The following is a 17,489-nucleotide window of genomic DNA, read 5'->3' as shown; positions in this document are numbered from 1 at the left end:
ACAGAGTCGGGGCTTGAAAACGTGCCGTTAGAAGCGAACCACAGAGTGGATCGGCATGAGGTGCAGATCGCGGTAGCCCACCGGGATACCGGAGTTCAGCGCATCGATGATCTGGCCGTTGCCAACGTAGATGCCAACGTGGGATGCACCACCGTAGTAAACAACGATGTCACCCGGCTGGATGTTGCTCAGCGCAACCTGCTGGCCAGCAGCAGCCTGAGCCTGGGAGGTACGCGGGATGGACTTGCCAGCCTGAGCGTAAACCCAGGAGGTGAAACCGGAGCAGTCGAATGCGTTCGGGCCAGCTGCACCGTAAACGTACGGGGAACCAACCTTGGACTGCGCGATGGACACGACGCGCTCAGCGAAGGACGGCTGCGGGGCCGGAGCCGGCTGCGGCGCAGCGGCCGGTGCCGAGTAGTTGGTTGCGGCCTGAGCCGGCAGAACCTGCTTCTCGACGTTCGCGATGAAGGCGCTGAAGCCCGGAACGTTGTTCACGCCCGGCAGAGCCTTCACGCGAGCGATAGCAGCCTGAGCGTCGCCCGTAGCGGCTGCGCCCTTCAGCGACGGGATCCAGGCGTCAATGCCCGGGATTGCCGCTACGCCTGGAATGGTCTCAATACCCGGGACCTGTACTGCGATCGGCGAGTTGGGGACGCGGACCTCTGCTGCGGAGGCGGCGGCCGGCGCGATGAGCGCAGCGCCTGCTGCGAGCGCGGTGGTGGCCGCTGCTGCGCGGGCTGCGGTGTTGGTCTGGCGACGGTGCTTTGCCACTTTAGATTTTCTCCATATCTTCTCTTCGCCAACCGGGTTAGCTGTCGGGCGGGGTGTTGAGAAATGACCCTCGGTCCGAACGACCTACGCCCCACGGGAGCAAGTACTCCACTCTGGTTCCCCGGTCCCCTTCGGCTTCGATCGGCTTTTCCGATCTCCACTTCAGAGTTACGGCTCATATGTTGTTTTCGATCCATGCTTCCAACGGCTGTTGTCGCAATGTCTCGAACAGGTTACGAAACGGCAACAAGAGTGTCCAGCCAACACGCCGTTACAGTTCCGTTATCAAAAGATTTGACGCAAAGCTGCGTCGAAGCCTCCGTTTCTAAATGAAAACTAAGAACGGTCCAATATCCCCAAAACACGGCCATACGCTGCGCATTTATCCGCCAAACCAAGAAGCAAGTTGATCTCCGCAAAGTTAAAGACAACCCAATTAAAACGGATTGTGTGATCTTACTCACACTTGCTTGTTAACCTCATTGTTACAAAGAAAACCGCCCCGCACCACAGTGTGGTGCGGGGCGATTCACGCAACTACTTACATGCTAGCGAGGCGATACGTCGCGGTCGTCGCGATCCTTGTTGGCCTCGAGAGCACGCAGCGTCTCGACAGCCTCCTCGTGCTTCTGCTTCTCTGCATCGCGTACACGCTCAGACACGCCGATCTCGGCGGGCGAGAACTTACCGATGGTCTCAGAGTCAGCGAAGCCAAGCTGGTTCATCTGCTTCGGCACACGAGCACCTGCGTACTCGAGCGGAACCGGGTGACCATTCTCGTCCACTGGGCCAAGCGGCTGGTGGATCTCGATGAAGGCACCGTTCGGCAAACGCTTGATGATGCCGGTCTCGATACCGTGCTCCAGCACAGCGCGGTCGGAGCGCTGCAGGCCGATGCACAGACGGTAGGTGATGAAGAATGCCAGCGGCGGCAGAACAATGATGCCGATACGTCCCACCCAGGTCATCGCGTTCAGCGAGATCTGGAAGAAGTGAGCAACGTGGTCGTTACCACCGGAGATGGTCATCAGCAGGAAGAAGGTCAGACCCATCACGCCGATGCCGGTACGTACCGGAACGTCACGCGGACGCTGCAGCAAGTTGTGGTGTGCGTCGTCGCCGGTGACCTTCTTCTCGATAAAGGGGTAGGCGATGAGCAGCGCAACCATCAGACCACAGAGCAGTGCGACCCAGAATGCACCCGGGATGGTGTAGCTACCGATGTAGAGCTCCCAAGCCGGCATGACACGGGCGGCACCATCAGTCCACAGCATGTAGACGTCAGGCTGCGAACCAGCAGACACCTGCGACGGGTTGTACGGGCCGATGTTCCAAATACCGTTGATGGTGGTCAGACCAGCCATTGCAGCCAGCACTGCGAACACGATCATCATGTAGCCGATTGCGTGCGTTGCAAACACCGGCATGATGCGGACACCAACAACGTTGTTCTCGGTGCGACCCGGTCCCGGGAACTGGGTGTGCTTCTGGAACCACACGAGCAGCAGGTGAGCTGCGATCAGCGCCAGGATGATGCCCGGCAGGATCAGCACGTGCAGGATGTAGAAGCGGTCCAGCATCAGATCGGACGGGAAGTCGCCGCCGAAGATAGCCCAATGCATCCAGGTGCCGATGATCGGCAGGCCCAGGATGATCGCGGACATAATGCGCAGACCAACACCGGAGAGCAGATCGTCCGGCAGGGAGTAGCCCATGAAGCCCTCAATCATGCCGAGGAGGACAAGGGTTACACCGATGAGCCAGTTTGCCTCACGCGGGCGACGGAACGCACCGGTGAAGAAGACACGCATCATGTGGGCGAACATGGCCATCATGAACATCAGTGCAGCCCAGTGGTGCATCTGACGAACAAACAGGCCACCGCGGACGTCAAAGGAAATGTCAAGCGCGGTTGCGTATGCACGGGACATTTCGACGCCGTTGAGCGGCAGGTATGCACCGTCGTAGATCACCTTGGTGATCGACGGGTCGAAGAACAAGGCCAGGTAGATACCGGTCAGCAGCAGGATGATGAAGCTGTAGAGCGCCATCTCGCCGAGCATGAAGGACCAGTGCGTCGGGAAGACCTTGTTGAGCTGCGGGCGCAGGACGCCCGCAACGGTAAAGCGGGAATCCGCATTGTTTGCGGCTTGCTGAAGTTTCGTACTCATTAGGACTGACGCTCCCAGAATGCCGGGCCGACGGGCTCAATGAAGTTCCCGTTGGCGATGAGGTAACCGTCTTCGTCAACCGTCACAGGAAGCTGCGGCAGTGCACGAGCGGCGGGACCGAAGATCGGCTTACCGTGCTGCAACGCATCGAACTGCGACTGGTGGCACGGGCACAGGATGCGGTTGGTCTGAGCCTCGTACAGCGAGGTCGGGCAACCAATGTGCGTGCAAATCTTGGAGTAGGCGTAGTAATCGCCGTAGTGGAAGTCTTCCTGACCCTCACGTTCGATAACGCGCTTCGCGTCCTCAGAACGCAGACGGATCAGCATGACAGCGTTGCGCGGACCATGGATGGAGTGCATGTGGTTCTCGTACACATCGCGCTTCGGGTCGTATTCCTTGCCGTCATTGACGTCCTCTGGGTAGAGCGGGAACACGGTCTCCATCGCAGCGGCGGCAAGGTCCTCCGGACGCATACGCACCAGGCGGGACACGCCGGCGGTGGTGTAGTGCGAGCCGACCTCACCCTTGTGAAGTTCTGCAATCGCACCGGTGTCGCGGCCGAGGTAAACCTTCACGCCTTGATCCTGGACGGTCCAGCCGTGGGTCCACAGGGTGCCGTCGCCGAAGTAGTTCAGCTCGTGGCGGACCTTCCACGGGTTCTTGATCATGCCGCCAAGCGGAGCGATGACCATCAGACCGGCGAGGACACCAGCGGTGCCGAGCAGACCCTTGAGCGCCTTGCGACGACCAAGCGTCGAGGTCTCCCAAGCATCGTTCAGCAGTGCGGTCGTAGTGCGACGATCCAGTTCGCTGGACGGGCCGTCGTGGCGACGCTGTACAGCGATCTCTTCAGGGACAAACTTCTTCACGTACTGGATGATTGCAACACCCAGGCCGAGGAAGGCCAGGCCTGCAGTCAGTCCAAGCAGTGGCGTGTAGAAGGTGTAGATCCAGAGACCTTCGTCGCCGTGGAACTTCGGCTCCCACGGCCAGAACAGGTAAACACCGAGGAAAGCAATCGCGGCGAGAACCGAGATGGCCAACCAAATCTTGATGCCACGCTCAGAGGACTTCTCGCGAGGGTCACCCTCGACCGGGAAGCGCTCCTTACGGTACGCAACCGTTACGTCGTCAAGCTCCGTGCCAAGAGCAGCGAGCTCCGCATTGCTCATGCGGTCAAGCTCTTCCTTCGTGTAATTCTTCTTCACATCACTCATGAGCGGGATCCAATCCACATAGCACCAGCGGCGACCAGCGAGATGCCGATCATCCACATCGCAATACCTTCAGAAACCGGGCCGAGGCCACCGAGGGACCAGCCACCCGGGGACGGGGTCTCCTTTGTCGACTTAATGAAGGCAATGATGTCCTTCTTCTCATCAGCGCTGAGCTGACGGTCAGAGAACTTCGGCATGTTCTGCGGACCAGTGAGCATCGCCTGGTAGATCTCCTGCTCGTTCGCAGGGTCGAGCACCGGGGCGTACTTACCAGAAGACAATGCGCCACCACGACCGGTGAAGTTATGGCAGGAGGCGCAGTTCAAACGGAAGAGTTCGCCGCCACGTGCGACGTCTGCTTCCTGAACCTTGCCGTCGTAGTTCTTGCCGCGCAGCTCTTCCTTAGCCAGGGTGCCGTCCGGGTTGTACACGAGCTCCGGGCCACCACCGTTGGCTGCGACATATGCAGCCAAGGCGAGAGCCTGGTTCTCCGTGTAGCGCGGCTTCTTACGCTCAGCCTGCGCGTCGTTCGACATCATCGGCATACGGCCAGAGTTGACCTGGAAGTACACGGCGCCTTCGCCGGTACCGATCAGAGACGGACCACGGTCGGCAACGCCCTGCAGGTTCGCACCGTGGCAGGTGATGCAAGCGACGTCGTAGATTTCCTTACCCTCCTGGATAAGGGCCTGGTCGTCACGCTGGGCGGTGGCCACCTGTGCATTAGGGGCCAACGCCGATGCGAGAAGACCCGCGCCGGACAAGCCCAGCGTCAACGCAGCAGCACCTGCGAAGGTGCGCTGCGCCTTGCGTGCGCGACGCTTCTTGTTGGGTGAGTTTTCCATTTTGTTCCTTATTAACGAGTTTTCAGAACACGTCTGCAGCCCGGGTTATACCCAGGGCACGGCTACTGGACGAGGTACAGGGTGATGAACACGCCGATCCAAATGGCGTCGACGAAGTGCCAGTAGTACGAAACCACCATGGCAGCAGTTGCCTGTGCCGGGGTGAACTTCGACTTGGCTACTCGCATCAGCACAACGATGAACGCGATGATGCCTGCAGTCACGTGCGCCATGTGGAAACCGGTGATGATGTAGAACACCGATCCATAAACGCTGGACTGCGGGGTCACGCCGTGCATGACCATCTCGGTCCATTCGAATGCCACCAGACCGAGGAAGATGACGCCAAGCACAACGGTTACGGTGAACCACTTGCGCAAGCCGTATACGTCACCTCGTTCTGCAGCGAACACGCCGAACTGAGAGGTGAAAGAGGAACCAATCAGCACGACGGTAATGATTCCGCCGAAAAGGACGTTGAGGTGGTCCGTCTGGTTGCTCCAGTCACCTGCGGCGAGGCCGTTTGCACGCGATGTGAAGTACATCGCGAACAAGCCGGCAAAGAACATGAGCTCTTGGGCGAGGAACGCGATCGTGCCAACGCTGACCATGTTCGGCCGGTTCAGCGCCGGAAGACGATTCTGCGGAGTCGCCATATTTGGGTTAGTAGTTGCGGTCGTCACGCATGCGATTATCCCCTATTTCTTCCTGATATTCATCTCATTCACCCCCACGATTTCCCTGTGAGACAGGGGCCAACCAGCAGCATTTAAAAACATTTTGGTTGCAAAAATAATTTTTAGAAGATCGGGAACTTTTTATAGCGTCTATCCGACGCACATCAACGCAGGTCATTGCGCCGCCACCCAAAGTCGCCGGCTTCCCCGCAGGATAGTTCCCCCAATTACTCGAGCAAATAGGAGTCGGACTGGAGTTCCAGATAGTTCCCAAGTGTGCCCGACATCACATTGTGGCACACCCCCGCTTCGTGCCTAAACTTTCGATTGATTGAAATCTCTTTAACAACAAAAATGCCCCTTCCGATAACCCGGAAGGGGCATTGTCGTGGGCCGGGAAGGCCGCGACCCACTCTTTCTGCGTTAGTGCTTCTCGCGCGGAATGCCGTACTGCAGGTTCAGCTGGGCGGTAGCCCAGATCAGCATGACCGCACCAAAGGCGATCAGCCAGAACTGCCAGAAGGCAATGCCGAGACCGAGGAACAGAATCGATGCAGACATCGTAAACGGCCAGATCGAGCCCGGCGAGAAGAAGCCCAGCACGCCAGCGCCGTCTTCAATCTCTGCCTCTTCCCAGTCTTCCGGGAGGACGTCAGAGCGGGACTCCGCAATGTGGAGGTAACCGCCGAGCATGAAGCAGAGTGCGGTAGCAAGCACGAGGCCCACTGCGCCGATCCACTCAACACCGAAGAGGTATGCATCTTCGCCGATCCACGCCGTTGCGAGGATGTAGAACACTGCCATCAGGGCAAGAAATGTGCCAATGGCGTAGAAAACTTTTGAACCGGTTCCCATGGCTACGTTCTCTCTTTCTTAAACGGTCGCGTTCGGATCGACAGTGTTGACGCCGTCACGAGAACCCTCGCGCTCGGACACAAACGGACGGGTGCTGGTTGCGTACGGTGCTTCACCGATGGAGCGCAGTGCCTCGGAGTTCGGTGCCTCCGGGTTCTGGCGACGGAATTCGATGTACTGCTGGAACTTCTCGGGCGTGACTGCACGGATCTCGAAGTTCATCATTGCGTGGTAGGTACCGCACATCTCAGCACAGCGGCCGACGAATGCACCTTCCTTGTCGATGCGCTCAATCTGGAACTCACGCTGCTGCTGGTTCGACTCCGGGTGCGCGTAGACGTCGCGCTTGAAGAGGAACTCCGGAACCCAGAATGCGTGGTTCACGTCGCCAGATGCGAGACGGAACGCGATCGGGGTGTCGGTCGGCAGAACCAGGACCGGAACTTCCTCGGTGGAGCCAACGGTCTCGATCTCGTTGAAGTTGAGGTAGGACAGGTCGCCCATCGAGGTGCCGTGGATCGGGTTCGCGTTGTGCATGTCCTCGTCGTCGTACTTCGTTGCCTCTGCAAGAGCCTGGCGCTCAGCGTCAAGACCGTCGTAGTCGCGACCGTCTGCAGTCAGATCGCCTGCAACCTCTGCGTAGCCGAACTTCCAGTTCCACTGGTAGCCGGTGACGTCAACGGTAACCTTCGGATCCTTATCCAGGGCGGTCGTGCGGGTCTGTGCCTGAACCGTGAAGAAGAACAGGACCATAACGATGACGATCGGGAGGATCGTCAGACCGAGCTCGAGCGGCACGTTGTACTGCAGCTGCTTCGGGAACTCGCCGGCACCCTGCTTTTCGCGGGCCTTGTGGTTCCACCGAACGATGGACCAGAGGAACAGACCCCACATAATGATGCCGATTGTCCAGGCTGCTACCCAGACCCAAACCCAGAAGTTGTACATCTGGGTACCTTCAGGGGTGACCGGGTCCGGCCAGCCCATGTCGAGGATGCGCGCGACTGACTCCGGCGGAGCTACATCACAGCCCGTCAGCGCAAAGCTTCCGAGGAGCAGCGAACCGGCGACGGCAGCCTTCTTGGCGAATCCGCGCTTAACTTCCTTTTCCACGTGTGTTTGCCTTCCTGTCCACACTAGAACCATCGAATGCACATGCCGATGGCAGAACATTCCTACGGAGCCAGAATAGTTCAAACAGATCGTCGCTACGGAATCTTGTCGAGCCTCACGCTTTTCGACGATCGCCCCTCCGAACAAAACCACCTCTCCCCCGCAAATTAACCCGCAGTGCTGGGCATTAAGTTCATAAGCAAGGCGTTGCGAAGATCAGTCGAAATCTTCGCTTTGACCCCTCAACCATTAGTTGGCCCCCTTATGGGGCACCGCAAAAGGTGGACACTCCGCGACGCGTTCGGTTCACGAGTTCGCCGTTGAAAACCCTATTGTGGAATGCGTCATGACGGTGCCGCACGGTTCGAGGCGGCGCACCTTATATATAGGAGAGGTTTCACAACGATGTGCGGTCTTGTTGCACTGTTGACTGCCCGCGGCGATGCCCCAGTGTTTACCGACGCGGTCGGTCGCTCGCTTTCCTGCATGTATCACCGCGGCCCTGACGCTGCGGGAACATGGAACGACGATGACGCTGTTTTCGGCTTTAACCGCCTGGCGATCATCGACATCGAGCACTCCCACCAGCCACTGCGCTGGGGGCCGGCAGAAAACCCCGAACGTTACGCCCTGACGTTTAACGGCGAGATTTACAACTACGTGGAGTTGCGCGAGGAACTCACCAAGGCCGGATACACCTTCAACACCGCAGGTGATGGCGAACCGATCGTGGTCGGTTTCCACCACTGGGGCGCCAACGTGGTTGAGCATCTGCGCGGCATGTTCGCCTTCGCTATTTGGGACACCGAGACCAAGACGATGTTCGCAGCGCGCGACCAGTTTGGCATCAAGCCACTGTTCTATGCGACGACCGACAAGGGCACCGTTTTCGCCTCCGAAAAGAAGTCCATCCTGGAGATGGCAGACGAGATGGGTCTAGGCCTCGACCTTGATCGCCGTGCAATCGAGCACTACGTGGATCTGCAATACGTCCCGGAGCCGGAGAGCCTGCACCGCGAGATCCGTCGCGTGGAGTCGGGCTGCACCGTGACTATCAAGCCTGGTGGCGAGGTCCACTCGGACCGCTACTTCAAGCCACACTTCAATTCCCAGCCTGTGCCAAAGGGCAAGGAGCAGGACCTGTACGACAGGATTGCCCGGGCGTTGGAGGATTCCGTCGAAAAGCATATGCGCGCTGACGTGACGGTTGGTTCCTTCTTGTCTGGCGGAATCGACTCCACGGCGATCGCGGCGCTGGCGAAGCGTCACAATCCGAACCTGTTGACCTTCACCACTGGTTTTGAGCGGGAGGGCTATTCCGAGGTGGACGTCGCTGCAGAGTCTGCTGCGGCGATTGGTGTGGAGCACATCGTGAAGATTGTCTCCCCGGAGGAGTACGCCGACGCGATTCCGAAGATCATGTGGTACCTCGACGATCCGGTGGCTGACCCTTCACTGGTGCCGCTGTTTTTCGTCGCGCAGGAGGCACGCAAGCACGTCAAGGTTGTGCTGTCCGGTGAGGGCGCGGATGAGCTGTTCGGTGGCTACACCATCTACAAGGAACCGCTGTCGCTGGCACCGTTTGAGAAACTGCCGAGCGCACTGAACAAGGGGCTGAACCGCCTCAGCCGCGTGTTGCCGGAGGACATGAAGGGCAAGAGCCTGCTTGAGCGCGGCACTACCCCGATGGAGGACCGTTACTACGGCAACGCTCGCTCGTTTAACTTCGAACAACTCCAGCGTGTGCTACCGTGGGCGAAGCGCGAGTGGGACCACCGCGAGGTCACCGCACCGATTTATGCAACGTCGACCGAGATGGATCCGGTGGCACGTATGCAGAACCTGGACCTGTTCACCTGGATGCGCGGCGACATTCTGGTCAAGGCCGACAAGATGAACATGGCGAACTCCCTGGAGCTGCGCGTTCCGTTCCTGGACAAGGAAGTCTTCGAGGTCGCGCAGACGATCCCGTACGACCAGAAGATTGCCAACGGCACCACGAAGTACGCGCTGCGCAAGGCGATGGAGCAGATCGTCCCGCCGCACGTGCTGCACCGCAAGAAGTTGGGCTTCCCGGTGCCGATGCGCCACTGGCTGGCGGGCGACGAACTCTTCGGCTGGGCGCAAGACACGATCCGCGAGTCGCAGACCGACGACATTTTCGCCAAGGACCAAGTCCTGGAGATGCTCAAGGAGCACCGCGATGGTGTGTCCGACCACTCGCGTCGTCTCTGGACGGTGCTGGCGTTCATGGTCTGGCACGGCATTTTCGTGGAAAACCGCATCGATCCCCAGATCGAGCACAAGGATTACCCGGTCGAGCTGTAGGTAGTGCCAGCACTACCCCAGTTGGGCAGCCGTCTGTATTGTCGGGCTGCCCGTTCGCCGGTTGAATGTGGTGTATGTCAACTGCAAAGAAAGTACTCACCACCATCGCCGCGGTGTTCGGCGTCCTGTTGATCGCCGCCGGCGCCGCCGCCTATGTGTACGGGCCGACCATGACTGCCATGTTCACCGGCACCGCCAAGTTCATGGGTACCGATACGCCGAAGCGCTACGCCGCGACGGTGCTCGACCTGGCAGAACAGGGCATTTACGCGGACTCCCCCGAGTTTGCCGAGGCTAGTGACAAGGCACGCGAGGCCGCGAAACAGGCGGATTCGCTCGACGAGATCCGTCCGGCGCTCAACGACGCGGTCCAGGCTGCTGGCGGCAAGCACTCGAAACTTATCGACCCGAACGTCGAGCAGGAATACGCCGAGATGGAATCCACACGTGCGGCCGTCGAACGCAACGGGAACGTAGCGTGGGCAACGGTGCCGGGCGTCAGCCGCCACGACGATATCCAGTCCTACGCCGACACGCTCACATCCGGCCTAGTGCAAGCGCGCGACAACGGCGCCTGTGGCGTGGTTGTGGATCTGCGCGGCAACGACGGCGGCGACATGGGCCCGATGGTCGCCGGCCTGTCCCCTGTGCTGCCCGACGGCACGGTGCTCGAGTTCGTCTCGGCAGGCGGTTCGTCGCCGGTGACGGTAAGCGGCAACGCTGTCAGCGGTGGCGGCAGCCCCGTAGAAACCTCCGGCGGCAAATGGGACGGCGTGCCAGTCGCAGTGCTTGTCGACGACCTCACCGCCTCGTCCGGCGAAGCCACTATGCTGGCCTTCCGCGGCCTGGATCAGTCGCGTAGTTTCGGCACCCCCACCGCCGGATACGCCTCGGCGAACACCGTCTACGACTTCCCGGACGGCAGCAGCCTAATGCTGACCATCGCGAAGGATAAGGCCCGCACCGGCGAAACGTTTGCGGAAGACCCGATCGAACCCGATGTTCAAGGTGGCCAGGAACAGGCGCTGCAGTGGCTCCGGGACGAACACAACTGTTCGTAGCGGCACTACAGCACAGAAAAATCCCCGTACTGGCGTGATGGCCGGTACGGAGATTCGTCGATAAGCAGTGGCTTAGTTGAAGCTATCGCCACAAGCGCAAGCGGAACCTGCGTTCGGGTTATCGATGGTGAAGCCCTGCTGCTCGATGGTGTCCGCGAAATCGATCGTCGCACCCGTGAGGTACGGCACGCTCATCTTGTCCACGACAAGACGCACGCCACCAACCTCATCGGCCTTGTCGCCGTCCAGGTCGCGGTCGTCGAAGTAGAGCTGGTAGCGCAGACCAGCGCAGCCACCAGGCTGAACAGCGATGCGCAGGGACAGGTCGTTGCGGCCCTCCTGATCAAGCAGGGCCTTCGCCTTCGCCGCCGCTGCCTCGGTGAGGTTCACGCCAGTTGCGGAAGTAGGTGCAGTCATTGGGTACTCCTTCGTGCTACGCGTTCGAGTGGCGCCCATGCTACGCGCGCCCCTTCATAGCCGGTGTAACGGTTCTCCCCCGCAGTCTATTCCCACTGGTTACAGGAATGTCGCGGTGGCCTTGTAGCCTAGGTGGCGTGAAACTACCCTGGCAAAAATCCGAGCAGACAGATAAGGCTGGTTCGACCAAGGCCGAACTGCCTCAGACCGACACCACGCCCGCGGCAGACACCCCAGAGGCCGCAGAGCAGAAGCTTCCGAAGGGCTACACCCCGCCGAAGGGCAAGCCGACGCCGAAGCGACTTGATCAGGAGATCAAGCGCGGTGTTGTGCGCGACCCGAATGCGGCCACCCCGGCGCAGATTCGTCAGCGTGAAAAAGAGCTGAAGAAGTCCATGACCAAAGAGGAGTGGAAGGCGCACAAGAAGCAGGTGCGCGAGGAGAATCGGGCCCGCAACCGCGAGATGCAGGCCAAGATCGACTCGGGCGACGAGCGCTACCTCATGGAGCGCGACAAGGGCGAGGAGCGTCGCTTCATCCGTGACTGGGTGGACTCGCAGCGCTTCTTCAACAACTACGTCATGCCTATGGCGCTGGTGCTGCTAATCGTGATGTTGATCGGCACGTGGCTGCCTCGCGTCGCGGCGGCATTGTCTTTGGTGAGCCTGTTGTTTATCGTCACCATCTTCATCGAGGGCATCATCATCGGCATCCGCGCCAACCGTGCGGTCCGTGCAAAGTTCCCAGAGGCGAACACTGGTTTCAGCCTGGGTATGTACGCGTTCTCCCGCGCTACTCAGCCGCGTAACTGGCGCTCCCCCAAGCCGCGGGTGGCGTTGGGCGCGAAGGTATAGCCCATGCAGTTTCCCCCGGTTGAGCCGCCGAAACGCGCGCATGCCCGTGCGGTGGCGGATGCGTTGGCAGGTGGCACGAGTGGAGTTGCCCTTGGAAGGCTGGGGGCGATCGGTGCGTGGGTGGCGTCCGTGCAGGGCCGCGACGTGCCGACTCCGTTTCTGCGCCCGCGTGCGGTGATTGTCGCAGGCAATCACGGCATTGCCGCGCGCGGTCTGTCCGCGTGGACATCGGATGCCGGCGCCGCTCAGGTTGAGCAGCTGCGCGCCGGTGTCGGCCCTGCCTCCACGACGGCGCGGGTTGCGGGGGCGAGCATCAGGCTTATCGACGACTACCTGGACACCCCCACCGGCGCCATCGACGTGGAACCCGCCGTGTCGCAAGACGTGTGGGATGCGGCGTTGGCTGCGGGTGCAGAGATCGCCGATAGTGAAATCGACGGCGGTGCTGACCTGCTGATCCCCGGAGACATCGGCGTTGGCAACACCACCGTCGCCGCGGCGGTGTACGGCACGTTTACGCGCACTGAGCCCGCAAAGGCGATCGGGCGTGGCTCCGGCATCAACGATGAGGTCTGGAAGATCAAGGTCGCCGCTATTCGCGACGCGATGTTCCGCGTGCGCGGGTTCCGCGACGACACCGAACGTGTCTGCGCGGAACTCACCGGCCCGGACTTCGCCTGCCTGGTCGGCTTCATCGCCCAGGCCGCCGCGCGCCGCACGCCGTTGCTTATCGACGGCGTCTACCCCGCCGTCGCCGCCTACGTCGCCGAACGCCTCGCACCCGACACCAAAGACTGGCTCATGGCAGCGCAGGAGGCGAACGAGCCGGCGCAGGCTGGCTGCTTCGAAGCGCTCGGGCTTCGACCGTTGCAACACCTGGATATGAAAACGGGCCAGGGCGCTGGGGCCCTGGCCGCGTTGCCGCAGTTAAACCTGGCGGCGGAGATGGTTGGCGAGGTGCTCGCCGGGGGATCGTCGATAAGCGACTAGCCCTCGACGAGCGTGAGGTTCCAACCGTGGGTGTCCTCGACCTCGCCGGTCTGGATGCCGCGCAGACGCTCGCGCATTGCCAGGGTGATCTCGCCGGCCTCGTTGTTATTCACCGTGAACTCGCCCTCGTTGCTGAGCACGCGGCCAACCGGGGTGATCACAGCTGCGGTGCCGCACGCCATGGTCTCGGAGATGGTGCCGTCCTCGGCACCAGCACGCCACTGCTCGACGGTGATCTTGCGCTCCTCGCTGGTGTAACCCAAGTCTTCTGCGACCTGCAGCAGCGACTTACGCGTAATGCCCGGCAGGAGCGAACCGGACAGGGACGGGGTGATGATCTTCGCGTCCTTGCCGGAGCCCTCGACGAACATGAGGTTCATGCCACCCATTTCCTCGATGTACTTGCGCTCGATCGCGTCCAGCCACACAACCTGGTCGCAGCCCTTGTCCGCAGCCTGCTGCTGCGCAAGCAGGGACGCCGCGTAGTTGCCGGCGAACTTCGCATCGCCGGTGCCACCAGGTGCTGCACGGACGTAGTCCTCGGAGATCCACACGCTGACCGGCTTGACGCCACCCTTGAAGTAGGCGCCTGCCGGGGAGGCGATGATGTAGAAGGAGTACGACGAGGACGGCTTCACACCCAGGGTCTTCTCCGTGCCGATCATGAATGGACGCAGGTACAGCGACGCCTCGCCGCCAGCTTCGGGTACCCACTTCTGGTCGATGGTGACCAACTGGCGCACGGCTTCCAAGAAGTCCTCATCCGGCAGTTCCGGCATTGCCATACGACGCGCGGAGCTGCGCATACGCTCAGCGTTTTGCTCCGGACGGAACGCGGTGATGCGCCCATCGGTGTGGCGGTACGCCTTCAGGCCCTCGAAGATCGCCTGGCCGTAGTGGAAGACGTTGGCGGCCGGGTCGAGCGCGATCGGTTCGTACGCCCGCACCTGGGCGTTGTGCCAGCCTTTGTCTTCGGTCCAATCGATGGAGACCATGTGGTCGGTGAACTCCTGGCCGAACGCCGGGTTAGCGAGGATCTTTTCACGCTCAGCATCAGTTGCGGGGTGGTCTGACGGGGTAACTGCGAATTCGAGGTTAGACATGTGGCCCACGTTACTCCGTGGCTATGTACCCTCGGGAGGCAATCCTGTTCAATTGTCAGAAAGGTGTTGTTTATGTCGTTCGATGTCACACTTCCTGCCCGCGGTACGACGGTGCGCGCGGTTGCCGGTTCTGCCGCCCCTGAGGGCGCTGTGCTGCTGGTTCCGGTCGCACAGGGCGATGACGGAGTCGAACTTCCGGTCACCCAACTTGCCCCGAAGGGCCTGCTTGAAGCCCTCGTTGCGGTCGGCGCGAAGGGTACGGCTAACGAGGTCACCCGCGTTGTCGTCGACGGCACGCTGGTCATCGCGTACGGCCTCGGCGACGCGAACGACATTGACGACGAAGCCGTGCGCCGCGCCGTCGGCGCCGCCACCCGCACCCTCAATGGGGTGGAAAAGGCAGCTATCTCCGCCGAGTTCGGCGTCCAGCCGGTCGTCGAGGGCCTCCTGCTCGGCGGCTACGTTTACAACGGTCTGAAGTCCACCGCCAACACGCTTGACGACGACAACACCGACGCCGAACTCCCCCAGACCACCGAAGTCACCGTGGTCGGCGCAGACGAGAAGGCGTTCGAGCAGGCCGTCATCGTCGCCGAGTCGGTCAACCTGGCCCGCGACCTGGTCAACACCCCGTCAAACTTCCTCTACCCCGAGTCCTACGCCGCTGTCATGGGCGAGGTTGCTTCGGCGGCCGGCCTGGACATCGAGGTGCTCGACGACAAGGCGCTTGAAGATCAAGGCTTCGGCGGCATCCTCTCCGTCGGTCGCGGCTCCGCACGTACCCCGCGCCTGGTCCACCTGACGTGGGCGCCGTCCGGGGCGACGAAGAAGGTCGCGCTTGTGGGCAAGGGCATCACCTTCGACACTGGTGGCATCTCGCTGAAGCCGGGCTCCGGCATGGAGGACATGATCTCCGACATGGGCGGCTCCGCAGCACAGCTCGGCGTCATCGCCGCTGCCGCCCGCCTTGAGCTGCCAGTGCGTATCGACGCCTGGCTGCCCCTGGCCGAGAACATGCCCTCCGGCACCGCCACCCGCCCGGGCGACGTGATCACCCACTACGGCGGCATCACCAGCGAGGTCATCAACACCGACGCCGAAGGCCGCCTCGTCCTTGCCGACGCCATCGCCCGCGCCTGCGAGGACAACCCCGATTACCTCATCGAAACCGCAACCCTCACCGGCGCACAGCTGGTCGCCCTGGGCAACCGCACCTCCGGCGTGATGGGGTCCGACGACCTGCGCGACCTCATCGCCGAGACAGGCCGTGCCGTCGGTGAGCAGGCTTGGGCTATGCCGCTTCTCGAGGAGCAGGAAGACGAGCTGAAGTCCCCCATCGCTGACATCCGCAACACCCACAACGCCCGCACCGGCGGCATGCTCTTCGCCGGCCTCTACCTCTCCCGCTTCGTGCCGGAGAACGTCGAGTGGGCTCACATCGACATCGCCGGTCCGGCCTGGAACGGCGGCGGCGCCTGGGGCTACACCCCGAAGCGCGCAACCGGCGCCCCGGTCCGCACAATCCTCGAGGCACTCAACCGCCTGGCTGCGAAGTAGGGGCTGTAGCGCTGTGACGCTTTGGTAGCGCTCTGTGGCGCTTCGGCAGCGCCGTGACAGCGCCCCGCCACTATGCCGCTGCATAGTCTCCCCTGGTCTCGAGCCGGTCTCCAGCCGGCAGGACTATGCAGCGGCATAGTTTTGCTTGGCTCAAGCCACCAAGACCTAGATGGTGAGGATGCACTGGTGAAGATGCGTAAAACCAGGCATCTTCACCAGTGCATCCTCACCATGTGCGGGTATGGGGTGCGGGCCACCGCATAGCCGTATGGGTCGGGCGGGGGCAGCGTAGCAGGCACGGGACGGCGGAGAAGCCGTCTAGCTGTACGGGTTTTCGCCGCGCTCGAACCGGGCGCGGCGTTCTTTTTGTTCCTCACGCTTGCGCAGAATGCGTTCTTGCTCCATTTTCTTGCGCATGCGGTCGGGATAACCGGTCTCTTCGACGTCGTAAAGCAAGATGCCCAGCATTTTGGAGACGGCGTCGATGCCCTTGGGGCCGCCGATGCGGCGTCGGGTGTAGTTGCCGTGCTCGTCGACAAGAACAACGGACATCTCGTTGACCATGGTTTCTGGCTCGACAAAGCCTTCCACGAACGCACGGCCGGCGACCCAATCGCGCAAGTATTGCGCGTCGTCGGGGCGGATTGTCTCGCCCGGTGCTCGTGGCGGTTTGAACGTCGTGGACTTCTTGCCTTTGCCGAACAGGTTGAACACGCCCCACATCATACGGGCCTGTCTAAGCAATTAGGTCACCCCTTGGGCAACGAACGTGTGTGGATGCAGGTACGCTTTGTGCCGTATAGCTTCCAACGTTTCAATGAGGAGACTTTAAACATGGCGCACTCTGTTGAGATGCCCGAGCTGGGCGAGTCAGTCACCGAAGGCACGATCACTACGTGGCTGAAGGAAGTCGGCGACACGGTTGAGGTCGACGAGCCGCTGCTCGAGGTCTCCACTGACAAGGTCGACACCGAAATCCCGTCCCCGGTTGCTGGCACCCTGATCGAGGTCCTGGCGCAGGAAGACGACACCGTTGAGGTCGGCGACGTCATTGCCCGCATCGGTGACGCTGACGCTGCTGCTTCCTCCGACGACTCCAACGAAGACGAAGCCGAGGCCGAAGAAGAAGCACCGGCTAAGGCTGAGGAGCCGAAGGAAGAGAAGAAGGCTGCTCCGAAGAAGTCCTCTGGTGAGGGCACCAAGGTTGAGATGCCGGAGCTCGGCGAGTCCGTCACCGAAGGCACCATCACCACCTGGCTGAAGGAAGTCGGCGACGAGGTTGAGGTCGACGAGCCGCTGCTCGAGGTCTCCACTGACAAGGTCGACACCGAGATCCCCTCCCCTGTCGCTGGTGTGATCCTGGAGATCAAGGCTGAGGAGGACGACACCGTCGAGATCGGCGACGTCATCGCGATTATTGGCGACGAGGGCGAAACCCCGGCCGGCGACGACTCCGCCGACGCCAAGGAAGAGCCGAAGGCCGAGGAACCGGCTGAGGAGCCGAAGGAAGAGAAGAAGGCTGCT

General features: G+C 61.3%; 15 protein-coding genes, 1 pseudogene and 1 riboswitch. Of the genes and pseudogenes, 6 read left to right on the top strand and 10 right to left on the bottom strand.

Features of this window, described 5'->3' with window-relative positions; genetic code table 11:
- Nucleotides 1-27 precede the first annotated feature (27 nt).
- The 7 genes from HMPREF3120_RS03570 to HMPREF3120_RS03535 form a co-directional block, all read right to left on the bottom strand.
- Nucleotides 28-774 carry a C40 family peptidase gene (locus HMPREF3120_RS03570; protein ID WP_070422172.1) on the bottom strand — a complete coding sequence of 249 codons (747 nt, stop codon included), beginning with the start codon at nt 772-774 and terminating at the stop codon, nt 28-30.
- A 14-nt stretch (nt 775-788) separates the two neighbouring features.
- Nucleotides 789-931: riboswitch (cyclic di-AMP (ydaO/yuaA leader) on the bottom strand.
- Nucleotides 932-1,322: 391 nt separating this feature from the next.
- Entirely contained in the window at nt 1,323-2,945 is a 1,623-nt protein-coding gene (locus HMPREF3120_RS03565) for a cytochrome bc1 complex cytochrome b subunit (protein WP_070422171.1), read from the bottom strand.
- Nucleotides 2,945-4,165 (bottom strand): cytochrome bc1 complex Rieske iron-sulfur subunit, encoded by a 1,221-nt coding sequence (locus HMPREF3120_RS03560; protein ID WP_070422170.1) that lies wholly within the window; start codon nt 4,163-4,165, stop codon nt 2,945-2,947. The genes HMPREF3120_RS03565 and HMPREF3120_RS03560 overlap by 1 nt, the downstream gene beginning before the upstream one ends.
- Nucleotides 4,162-5,010 carry a cytochrome bc1 complex diheme cytochrome c subunit gene (locus HMPREF3120_RS03555; RefSeq protein WP_070422169.1) on the bottom strand — a complete coding sequence of 283 codons (849 nt, stop codon included), beginning with the start codon at nt 5,008-5,010 and terminating at the stop codon, nt 4,162-4,164. The genes HMPREF3120_RS03560 and HMPREF3120_RS03555 overlap by 4 nt, the downstream gene beginning before the upstream one ends.
- A 62-nt stretch (nt 5,011-5,072) precedes the next feature.
- On the bottom strand, nt 5,073-5,693 hold the full coding sequence (locus tag HMPREF3120_RS03550) for an aa3-type cytochrome oxidase subunit III (RefSeq protein WP_180950032.1): 621 nt from the start codon (nt 5,691-5,693) through the stop codon (nt 5,073-5,075).
- A 417-nt stretch (nt 5,694-6,110) separates the two neighbouring features.
- Nucleotides 6,111-6,542, bottom strand: coding sequence for an aa3-type cytochrome oxidase subunit IV (locus tag HMPREF3120_RS03540; RefSeq protein WP_070422166.1), 432 nt, complete (start codon nt 6,540-6,542; stop codon nt 6,111-6,113).
- A gap of 18 nt (nt 6,543-6,560) precedes the next feature.
- On the bottom strand, nt 6,561-7,655 hold the full coding sequence (locus HMPREF3120_RS03535; protein WP_070422165.1) for an aa3-type cytochrome oxidase subunit II: 1,095 nt from the start codon (nt 7,653-7,655) through the stop codon (nt 6,561-6,563).
- Nucleotides 7,656-8,060: 405 nt separating this feature from the next.
- On the opposite strand from HMPREF3120_RS03535, the gene asnB reads away from it, so the two are divergent.
- Both asnB and HMPREF3120_RS03525 read left to right on the top strand, forming a co-directional pair.
- Nucleotides 8,061-9,983: an asparagine synthase (glutamine-hydrolyzing) gene (asnB, locus tag HMPREF3120_RS03530; protein WP_070450854.1), complete on the top strand. Its 1,923-nt coding sequence runs from the start codon at nt 8,061-8,063 to the stop codon at nt 9,981-9,983.
- 74 nt (nt 9,984-10,057) lie between these two features.
- The gene (locus tag HMPREF3120_RS03525; RefSeq protein ID WP_070450852.1) at nt 10,058-11,044 is read left to right on the top strand and encodes a S41 family peptidase; all 987 of its coding nucleotides are present in this window, start codon (nt 10,058-10,060) and stop codon (nt 11,042-11,044) included.
- A gap of 72 nt (nt 11,045-11,116) precedes the next feature.
- Here HMPREF3120_RS03525 and HMPREF3120_RS03520 read toward each other — a convergent pair whose 3' ends face one another.
- Nucleotides 11,117-11,461, bottom strand: a complete 345-nt coding sequence (locus HMPREF3120_RS03520) for a HesB/IscA family protein (protein WP_070450850.1) — start codon at nt 11,459-11,461, stop codon at nt 11,117-11,119.
- A 137-nt stretch (nt 11,462-11,598) separates the two neighbouring features.
- Here HMPREF3120_RS03520 and HMPREF3120_RS03515 point away from each other — a divergent pair, with 137 nt between their 5' ends.
- Nucleotides 11,599-12,315: a DUF3043 domain-containing protein gene (locus tag HMPREF3120_RS03515; RefSeq protein ID WP_070450848.1), complete on the top strand. Its 717-nt coding sequence runs from the start codon at nt 11,599-11,601 to the stop codon at nt 12,313-12,315.
- Between the two features lie 3 nt (nt 12,316-12,318).
- Nucleotides 12,319-13,305: a nicotinate-nucleotide--dimethylbenzimidazole phosphoribosyltransferase gene (locus HMPREF3120_RS03510; RefSeq protein ID WP_070450846.1), complete on the top strand. Its 987-nt coding sequence runs from the start codon at nt 12,319-12,321 to the stop codon at nt 13,303-13,305.
- Here HMPREF3120_RS03510 and HMPREF3120_RS03505 read toward each other — a convergent pair.
- Nucleotides 13,302-14,408 carry a branched-chain amino acid aminotransferase gene (locus tag HMPREF3120_RS03505; RefSeq protein WP_070422159.1) on the bottom strand — a complete coding sequence of 369 codons (1,107 nt, stop codon included), beginning with the start codon at nt 14,406-14,408 and terminating at the stop codon, nt 13,302-13,304. The genes HMPREF3120_RS03510 and HMPREF3120_RS03505 overlap by 4 nt on opposite strands.
- A gap of 72 nt (nt 14,409-14,480) precedes the next feature.
- Between HMPREF3120_RS03505 and HMPREF3120_RS03500 the strand changes: the two genes are divergently transcribed.
- Complete coding sequence (locus HMPREF3120_RS03500; RefSeq protein ID WP_070450844.1) at nt 14,481-15,965, top strand: leucyl aminopeptidase; 1,485 nt, start codon at nt 14,481-14,483, stop codon at nt 15,963-15,965.
- 318 nt (nt 15,966-16,283) lie between these two features.
- Here HMPREF3120_RS03500 and HMPREF3120_RS03495 read toward each other — a convergent pair whose 3' ends face one another.
- Nucleotides 16,284-16,679 carry an oxidoreductase gene (locus HMPREF3120_RS03495; RefSeq protein WP_070451055.1) on the bottom strand — a complete coding sequence of 132 codons (396 nt, stop codon included), beginning with the start codon at nt 16,677-16,679 and terminating at the stop codon, nt 16,284-16,286.
- 120 nt (nt 16,680-16,799) lie between these two features.
- Between HMPREF3120_RS03495 and HMPREF3120_RS12350 the strand changes: the two are divergent.
- Nucleotides 16,800-17,489: pseudogene (locus tag HMPREF3120_RS12350) on the top strand (biotin/lipoyl-containing protein); the annotation flags it as partial.

The sequence above is a fragment of the Corynebacterium sp. HMSC11D10 genome, from assembly GCF_001806995.1.
GTDB lineage: Bacteria > Actinomycetota > Actinomycetes > Mycobacteriales > Mycobacteriaceae > Corynebacterium > Corynebacterium coyleae.
The sequence above is the reverse complement of the archived record's forward strand: the minus strand, read 5'-3'. Positions and strand labels throughout refer to the sequence as shown.